The sequence below is a fragment of the Paenibacillus sp. GYB006 genome (genome assembly GCF_036577645.1).
In the GTDB taxonomy this organism is placed as follows: Bacteria; Bacillota; Bacilli; order Paenibacillales; family Paenibacillaceae; genus Paenibacillus.
On sequence record NZ_JARBDA010000026.1, the window covers coordinates 21086 to 30395 of the forward strand.

At 42.1% G+C, this 9310-nt stretch carries 3 protein-coding genes and 1 rRNA gene; 3 read left to right on the plus strand and 1 reads right to left on the minus strand.

Features of this window, described 5'->3' with window-relative positions; all coding sequences use genetic code 11:
* Nucleotides 1-129 precede the first annotated feature (129 nt).
* Both PV403_RS24000 and PV403_RS24005 read left to right on the plus strand, forming a co-directional pair.
* Complete coding sequence (locus tag PV403_RS24000) at nucleotides 130-1113, plus strand: ParM/StbA family protein (protein WP_213536116.1); 984 nt, start codon at nucleotides 130-132, stop codon at nucleotides 1111-1113.
* Entirely contained in the window at nucleotides 1113-1367 is a 255-nt protein-coding gene (locus PV403_RS24005) for a hypothetical protein (RefSeq protein ID WP_213536118.1), read from the plus strand. Before PV403_RS24000 ends, PV403_RS24005 begins: the two co-directional genes overlap by 1 nt.
* A 388-nt stretch (nucleotides 1368-1755) precedes the next feature.
* Here PV403_RS24005 and PV403_RS24010 read toward each other — a convergent pair whose 3' ends face one another.
* Nucleotides 1756-8136 (minus strand): rhamnogalacturonan lyase family protein, encoded by a 6381-nt coding sequence (locus PV403_RS24010; RefSeq protein ID WP_332086203.1) that lies wholly within the window; start codon nucleotides 8134-8136, stop codon nucleotides 1756-1758.
* Nucleotides 8137-9187: 1051 nt separating this feature from the next.
* Between PV403_RS24010 and PV403_RS24015 the strand changes: the two genes are divergently transcribed.
* A 16S ribosomal RNA gene (locus tag PV403_RS24015) occupies nucleotides 9188-9310 on the plus strand; the annotation flags it as partial.

Sequence of the window (9310 nt, forward strand, 5' to 3'; positions counted from 1 at the left end):
TTTTGACAGTGTTAAAACTCTAAATAAGGTAAAAATTAGAATTTTTAGCTGTATATTCAAAGATATAACTGATATAATTCAATATGAAACCAAAAGTATAGATACGTATCTATACATAAGGAGGAGAAAATGAAAAAGTCAGTTGATATAGGTTTTGGGTATGTTAAATGGACGGATAGCGAACAGCAGGTGCTAAAGCGGCAGGCCCTCGTTACAGAAATTCCACTAGGGGCGCTAGACTCAAGAAGCGAGCTGGATACCATAATCGTAGACGGCGTAGAGTACATAATTGGTAAACATGAATTTGTGCACTTAAATGTGGTGCCTGCATCAAGTACACGTAACAGGGTTGAGGATTTAGAGTATAAGATATTGTTCCTTTACCCCTTAGCTGTGCAGGCATCGGGTGAGGATCTTAAAACTGACATAGTAACCGGTCTGCCTATTCAAACTATGGAGGACGAAGCTCCTTTACTGGTAGATCTATTCTCTGATAAAGAATTTGATATTGAGTTCAGAGGATCAAAATTCAAGATATCTATTGACGATGTAATCGTTATGCCACAGGGTTACGCAGCTAATTTGTATTTACTTTCTTCAAATCCAACTTTGAAAAAAGAAAATGTTCTTGTAGCAGATGTTGGCTTCCAAACTGTGAACTATGTATATATGCAAAAAGGAAATGTATTTAATGAACTAGCTGACACACATCCAAGTTTGGGTATTGGTTCGGCTTATGATGAAATAGGCAAGATCATTAACAGACGTACTAGAGGTGTTAAGAATTACACGAAGTATGATGTTGATTCTGCACTGGATCATGGCGTAACCATTATCAATAAAAATTCGCAAGAAGAGAAACTATACTTTGCAGAAGATGAAGAAGTGCTACATGTGCTAGATAAGCAGGCGAGAAATGTTTGGGCTGACATTAAGTGGAAATATATTGATAGAGGACATTTGATTGATAAAGTGGTTTTCCTCGGCGGTTCTTCTGAACGGATGGAAAACCAATTAAAAGAAAATAGTTTAAGAAAGACATTATTCCCTGAATCACCGCAAGATTTGCAGGTGCTCGGGTATGATATGTACGCTAGGAGCACAATAAGCTAATGGCAACAAAACAAAAAATAACGATATATTTCCCTGAGGCGGAAGAAAGTGAACTATGGGAAGCTATTCAGCGACTTCCTAAAGGTGTTAGAGGCATGATTTTACGTGATATTATCCGCAAAGAGTTATTAGGTGATGATCCGAAATTTAATTTGTCTTTAGCATCACCTTCTGCAAAACTAGCTGAAAAACCAAAACCGATAATGGATGAAGAAGCTGCATTAAGTATTCCAATATTTAAGAAAAGAGGATAACGGGCATGAGTGTAAAGAGATAAAGATAATGCTTTTTCTTTATTCGATGCCTAAATGTTTGCTAAAAGGGGAGTTTCAGATCGTTTTAAAACGGCTTATTTAGATTTTCTATGGCGTCATACTTTCATAGTGCTATCTACAATCTCCAAATATACATCAAAAAAATCTATGACCGCTGAGACATCGGATTAAAAATTGCTATTACGAAGTTTTGGGATTGGATGAGATCATCGCGATGGGCTAAATAGTACTAAGATTTAAAAACTCGCTATCTTCTGTTTTAGAGAAGATAACGAGTTTTGAATTGTACTTATAGAAATTTAAATAGTTAGTTTAGTGTTCTTCATTTTACGGCAGATACAACGATTAATAACATTGGATTGAAGTTCTAACGTACTATGACTGTTAATTCCTCCGTTCTCACTTCACCTGCGGCATTGTATAATATTGCTTCATATTTATAGATCCCCGGTACTTTTCCTGTAATAGCCGTAACTGCTGATTGGGCTTGAGGCGTTTGAACCTGCAAGTTTTGTGTGTCTACCAAAACTCCATTCTCGTACAGCTCATATTTAGAGGCATTCGTACCCCACCACATATTCATGCTGATATTATAGTTTCCATCTGCGTCCCAGTTATCATGTGATAAAGTACCCTTGCCCGGGGAGGCATCTGTGACTACAACAGTTAGAGGCGTACTTGCGGTTGTCCCCAGTGAATTGATCAGCTCGCTCGTATATACATACGTGCCATTTTGCTTGCCGGATATGTCAATCCGAACGGACTGTGCAGAAGGTGATTGATCGGATAAAGGAACTTCTTTAATCAATACCCCGTTTTCATACAGCTTAAATTGAGTCCCATTATTACCCCACCAGAGGTTCATTGTAATGGTATAATCTCCGTCCATGAGACCTGTATCATAGCCGTTATCATGGGATAGCTCAGGAGTTCCTGGTGCACTGCTAGCGATCGGCGTTATCTGGCTGAGCCAAGTTGCCCACCTGCTTAAAGCTTCTGTTTGTTCTGCAGTAAACGTCTTATCTTGGCCAGCAATCACTTCATTATTATATTTCTCCAGTAACTGGCGTGATTTGGTTCCATTATGGACTGCTGCCGCTTGCTCAGCCTCCTCCAGGTAACTTATGATCCGTACCGCGACCTCTTCAGCATTTGGATTTTCTGATTCTACAGCAAACGCTTGTGTTAATTCAGCTAGGCTGCGGAAGGTAGCTGTTACACCAAAGTTAAAAAAGGCGCTCTGCTCTCTACCTGCCAAGTCGGATACCGTAACAGCTACTTGATTCAAGCCCGGATCCAACGTATAAGCGGGTACGTTCTTTAACAAGCCGCCTGGCTCTGCGACACCAGAGACTGTATCAGTAGCAGTATAGCTAATTTCCACTTGTTGATTAATCGTATATTCCGGTTGACCTTGTATTTCAATAACCGGTGGTGCGAGATCAATTGGTACTGCTAGTGTTTTTTCCGCTTCTTTGTTCCCAGCGTGGTCGACGCTCCAGTAGGTTATTGCATGATTCCCTTCATCGCTTAAAGTAACTTGTGTACCTTCTGTTATATCTCCTCCATTGACCTGATAGTAGGTCGCAGAGACTCCGGAGTGATCATCTACAGCCGAGAATATTACTTGTACTGCTGAAGTATACCAGCCGTTATGTGAATCTCCCTCCAAAGTAGCCGTAGTATGCGGTCCTTCCTTATCTGAAGACTCTTCCTCGAGCTTGATAAAGGTAGACAAAGGTATATTCAGCTTTTTAACAAGTCGTGCTACGAGTTCAGATACCTTAATCGCACCGTTCATCTGTAAATGCGTATTGTCTTCCGTTGTACCTACCCACATGAAAATTGATTTGGTCCCTTCCGGGCCAAGCTCCTGGAAATGTTCCCAGCTTGCCTGGTTAAGATCAATTAGAAGCGTTCCGGTTTCCTGCGCCGTTTCCTTCATCGCCTTCACGTATTCAGGAAAGCTCTTATTCAGAGTATCTCCAGTAAAATCACGTCTATTTACAGGAGTGACCAGAACCGGAATGGCTCCTCTTTGATTGGCACCATTAATGTAATTTTTCAAATACACCTTAAACTGTTCGGGTGTAAGATAACGCTCTGGACGGGACGGCGTAGAGTCATTATGCGACCACTGCATGAAAAGATAGTCGCCTTCGTGAATGTCCAGAAGAATATTGTTGAGATAACCACCTACAAGGAAAGTTTTACTACTTAGACCGCCGACTGCCCGGTTATCGATACTAACCTCATTTAGATCAAAGTATCTTCCTAATGTTTCTCCCCAGCCAGCTTGCGGACGATAGCTCTCTGCGTAATTTGCCACTGTGGAATCACTCGCTAAATAAATGATTGGTTTATTACTGGCACCATTATCAGGCAGACGCTCAAGTTTTAGCGCATTGATCTTTGGTGAATTTCCAGTGAAGTCGAAATTGAAGACTCCATCGATTAGAGCGATGTCATACGTAATTTCTTTGAATTCTTTTTTAGAGATCGTTGTGAGAGGCAGCTTTGTCATTTGCTCTACAACTACGTTTGTATTGGTCGATTCTTCTGCATCCCCGATGGTCATTGTTACTCGGTAATTAGCCGGCTCCATCTCTACTAGAAAGGAGGTGCCGTTTACCCGGATGAAATCCTCTGTCAGAGCATCTCCGGTTTTTCTGTTTTCATCTTCGGTTAGTGTGGTATCAGTAAAGCCATAGCCGTTTTCTTCAATATATGCTCTTTTAGCATCTACTTTGATGTATCCATCGGCAACATCGCCGGAACCAAAGTCAAATTTATATTCACTTACATTTTCGATTGGCGTGCTTGTCAGTGAATTTCTTGCAACAGTCAGCATGTTAACCGCATGGTTAATTTGAGCCTGAGTGGCCTCCGTACCCAATATTGCCTCGGCAGCTGTCAAAGCTCGCTTTAGTACGGCTTTCGATAATTCTGTGTATGATGACAGATCCAGTGATTTGATCTCATCATATAAAGCAATCAAGGCAGTCTGATCGGTTTCTTCCGGAGGAAGCTGAGTGCCTTCAATCCGTATGTTGTCGATTTGGGTAGTCCAGTTTAAAGTACCTGATCCACTTTTTCTTGTACCTAGGAAACGAATGGATCTAACATTGTCTGCATATACACCCGGGCTTAGCGGAATGTTTTCAATGGTCTGTGCAATAGTCGAGTCCTTCAGACTTTTCAAAGTCAGGTCCATTGTCTTATTAGCGAAATTAATAGATGCATCTACATTAAACCACTGATTCTTTGGAATCACTGTGGCCTGACCACCTTCAGGTATAGCTGTAAAGCCAGTACCATAATCAGCTGTATAGGGGCCGACAAAATAGTGGATATGCTCACTGCTGTTTTTAGCAACCAACGTAAAAAGATTGTTATCGCTTGAATCCTGGACAGTGAGATGCCCTTCTGACGGGTAGTTAATCACATTACCAGAATGCCAGTCAAAGTTTACATTAACGATGTCGCCGTTAACCGCATCAAATAGTCGGAACGCTTTTGCGCGGTGGCCTGAGCCACCCCCACTAATGGACAATACTTTATTTCCGTCCTGTTCAACAATGGTTCCCGCCAGTGTTCCTGCAATGCCTGCTGCATTTACCATTGAATACTTGTAGTCGGCTGAGTCCCCTTCAAAGTTTTCTTCATAGCGCTGGATTTCCGGTTCTGGTTCTGGTTCGGATATATCTGGATCTATGATTAGTGAAGAGATACTAAGCCCCATGTCTTTGACCGCTTTCGCAACCAATCCAGCAATTTTTTGTGCTCCAAAGCTGCTGAAATGGGTGTTATCATTTACACCGTTTGGATATTTTGGATATTCACCTGGTTTAGCGTAGAGGAATACTTTCTCTGTAGCTGGATAGCCAATTTGATCGTAATACGCGATGCTTAACTTACTTAGATCAATTAATGGCACGTCTAGCTCCTTTGCCACTTCTATGCAAGCCTCTACGTATGCGGGGAAGCTGACATTGAATTCCTGAGTCACGGTATTAAAATCTCTGCGTCCAACAGGAGTAAGCAGAACCGGCGTTGCACCGCGCTGTCTAGCGCCATTCACATAGCGAGCTAGATAGGTCTTATAATCCTCTGGCGATGCATAACGGTCCGGAATCCCTATGCTCGCATCGTTATGACCAAAGGAGATGAAGAAAAAATCCCCTGGCTTAATCCGCTGCAAAATCGTATCAAGACGGCCGTCAACCATAAATGATTTGCTGCTTCTACCGCCGATTGCGTTATTCACGATTACTGCCCCGTTTGAAAAGTATTGGCCAAATTGCTGGCCCCAGCCTTCTTGCGGTGCCTGCATTTCACTGTAAGACTGCATTGTTGAATCACCGGCCATGTAAATTGTTGTTGCTGCTCCTGGCGCTTTGTCCGGATACTTCTCAATAATGATGTCCTGCACGACTATGGCTGTACCGGTGAAGAGGAAATCGAGTTGTCCATCTACCAGCGCAACGTCATAAGAATATTCCAGTGGTTGTCCTGCCTTTATATTGGTCACGGCCAGCTTTTGGACAAATTCAGATTTGACGCCAATTTTTGAATCTTGCGCATCGCCGCCCAATCTCAGTGTCACTTTATAGTTAGCATTTGCTAGGTCTACGGCGAATGTTGTTCCTGCCGCAACAGAAACCTCGTTTGCTCCTACGGTAATGTTACTTGTATCCATAAAGCCAAAACCAGTTTTTTGTTCGTATAAAGTGTTTTGCACGGCAGTTTTCCCCTCAGAGGTTTCTGTACCAAAATCAAAATGATAAACCGGCTCCATGGCTGATTCCCCGCCGGTTAGTGTCAGATTAGCTTTAGGGAACTCTGTAGATTCTTCTCCAAGATAAAAACCTGTATGAGGCGGCTGATTGTAAGCTACATTTTGCCAAGCTACACCCAGTCGGTAAACGGGATCTTGCATCAGTGTGGGTATCCGGTATGCTGTTGGAATAGTTGTGGTATAGAGTCGGTACTCCGAGCTGTCTTCGCTCCGTAGCAAAATTTCTTCACGCCAATCTCCTAGAATATCCGCCTGAAGCGCCGGGTTTCCTTTAGTATGATTATTGGTCAGTGTCCCAGTCGCCCGGAAGATTTCATTCAGTTTTTTGTTTTGATAGTCCCATTTGTAGATGAGAGGAATACCTTTTGCTGTACTGTTATTCCACTCGTGGTCAAACAGTTCACGCTGCAGATCTCCATCCCACCAGATAGCAAAGTTAGTGCTTCTTGGAGCATCACTTTGTTCATAAATAACCTCGCCGCTTGCCGAATATACGGAAGTTAATGGATCCATTTTTCCATTAACGATGGTCGATGCCCATGATTCGTATCCAGGATAGTTCGGGTCAATATCAGCTGACATTCCGCGTCCAGTATCTTTTCCTGTGTATTGACCCCAAATGATGTCACCTGTCGCTGCATCACGCATCTCTAGCCCATATTCGGCACTGCTGTTTTCATGCACACTTACGACCTGGTAGCCATCCAAACTCGGATCGAGTCTGCCAGCATGTATGGCGTCGCCATGTCCCAGTTGGGTACTGTAGAGTAAGGTCCCATCATCGTCAATCGCCAGTGAGCCGAACATGATTTCATCTTTGCCGTCCGCATCCACATCTAGCACACTTAGATTGTGATTGCCCTGTCCTTGATACTGAGTTCCTGCTTTATTTGTGTCGAATGTCCAGCGCTCTACGAGTTTTCCATCTGTAAAATCATAAGCAGCAAGTACGGTACGCGTATAATAACCGCGGCTCATTACTACACTTGGTTTCACACCGTCCAAATAGGCTATGGCGCCGAGGAACCGGTCCACACGATTGCCATAGGTGTCGCCCCAATCACCAACAATCCCTCTTGGCGGATTATAATCAACGGTAGATACAGCAGCTCCCGTCTCACCATTAAAGAGTGTTAAGTATTCAGGCCCTGTCAGGATATATCCGCCTTCATTGCGATAATCCTTCGTTTCGTCGCCGATGACCGTTCCTTGTCCGTCCTTTGTTCCGTCTGCCGTCTTAACAACGACTTCGGCTTTCCCATTACCATCTAGGTCATACACCATTAACTGGGTATAATGCGCTCCAGCGCGGATGTTGACGCCCAAGTCGATTCTCCACAGTTTTGTGCCGTCCAGTTTGATAGCGTCAATATAGACGTTACCGGTATATCCGCTTTGTGAATTGTCCCTGGAGTTGCTCGGGCTCCAAAGGAAGACGATCTCATATTCACCATCGCCGTCCAAGTCCGCTATGGAAGCGTCGCCCGCGTAGTATGAGTAGATTTCGCCATCTTTGGTCCGCCCGTCAGCAGGTTTATCCAGCTTAATAGGCATATATTCGTTATGCCAAACCGATACTACCTCAGGCTGCATTTCTTCTTTTCCTGCAATGACAGTAGAAATTTGATACTGTGAACTGTCAAAGCCTGTTGTGTCCACATAGTTGGTCACATTACTAATGGGGGATGTGTTCACTTTAGTTCCATTTTTATAAACATTAAATGCGATATCATTAGGATCGGTATTTAAATACCTCCAGCTCAAGAACACACCATTGTCTACCAGAACTGCAACCAAACCTCGGTTAAGATATTCTGCATGACGAGCAGGCAGGTTGTCTGATGAATTTGCATACACCGGAGAAGGGGGGATGACTAATGAGATAATCATAAGGAATGCCAAAAAGGATACAAACAGTGATTTTTGGATGGGAATAGTCCTTCGGTCCATCTAATTAACTCCTCCTCTATCTAATATCTTTTTTAGAAATGGGGGAAGAAATCTTTTGTAAAAGGCAGCCCCATAGAAACATATAAATTTGATCCGCCCTTCCTGATGTTTCATTCAATGAGAATATGAATGAGTTTTATCATGAATCATGACACCTTGTAACCGCTTACCAAATGTTCGATTATTTATCACCCCCTTTAATGCACTTACACATACTGAATTGAACTAAAAGGTTTTCAGACAATACTAGTTTTATAATTTAATTATGTACTACCAATTTTTCGAATAATTAGATCTTGAACCGATAGCGGTTAATATAAATCATTCATATTGAGAAAAATAATAGTTTCCTTAAAAAAGAATCATTTAATTTCACGAAATAATAGTTTAGTCTGGATCTCTTGTCTTGATTTTTATGTTCATTAGAATAACTAGAGCTAATATTTTTAAGGGTGTTGTTGCATTACATAAAATCTTATTTGACAAATATTCGCTGTTTCCTTCTAGTGATGAGGGGGGCTCTATAGTTAAGATTGGTAGAGGTCTGCTGCTTTCAAAGTTTTAAAGAGTGGAACTTCTAGAAAATTGCTGGGCAGACATGCCTGTGCCTTATTTGATTTACATCTTAAATAGAAGGTGTGCTAAATATAACTTTCTCCTGCCTAAGAAATGCTAGTACTAACCGTGCTCCGTTAGTGGGGATAAATCCAATGTAGTGTAAAATCTACCTGAGATGATGATAGTAATTATCATGGAACATTTTACAAGTAGAAGTGTGCCGAACAGTATGATATATTATAAATTCGCCGCTAAGAGAGCGGCTTTAAAATGAGTTATGATGCAGCGGATAAAGCTAGTTACTGACTCATCAAAGTTGGTTTTTATTACCAGTTGTATATATTGTTTTAACATGATATATTATAAATCCGGTCGGAAAACGCCGGAATGAATTGATCTTTGAAAACTGAACAACGAGTGAGTATTAATATAGAGAACTTTTTAGTTCTCGTCAGCATTTTCTAAATGAGCTTATCGCTCTTTTCAATAAACTTTATTGGAGAGTTTGATCCTGGCTCAGGACGAACGCTGGCGGCGTGCCTAATACATGCAAGTCGAGCGGAGTCGATGAGAAGCTTGCTTCTTTGAGACTTAGCGGCGGACGGGTGAGTAACAC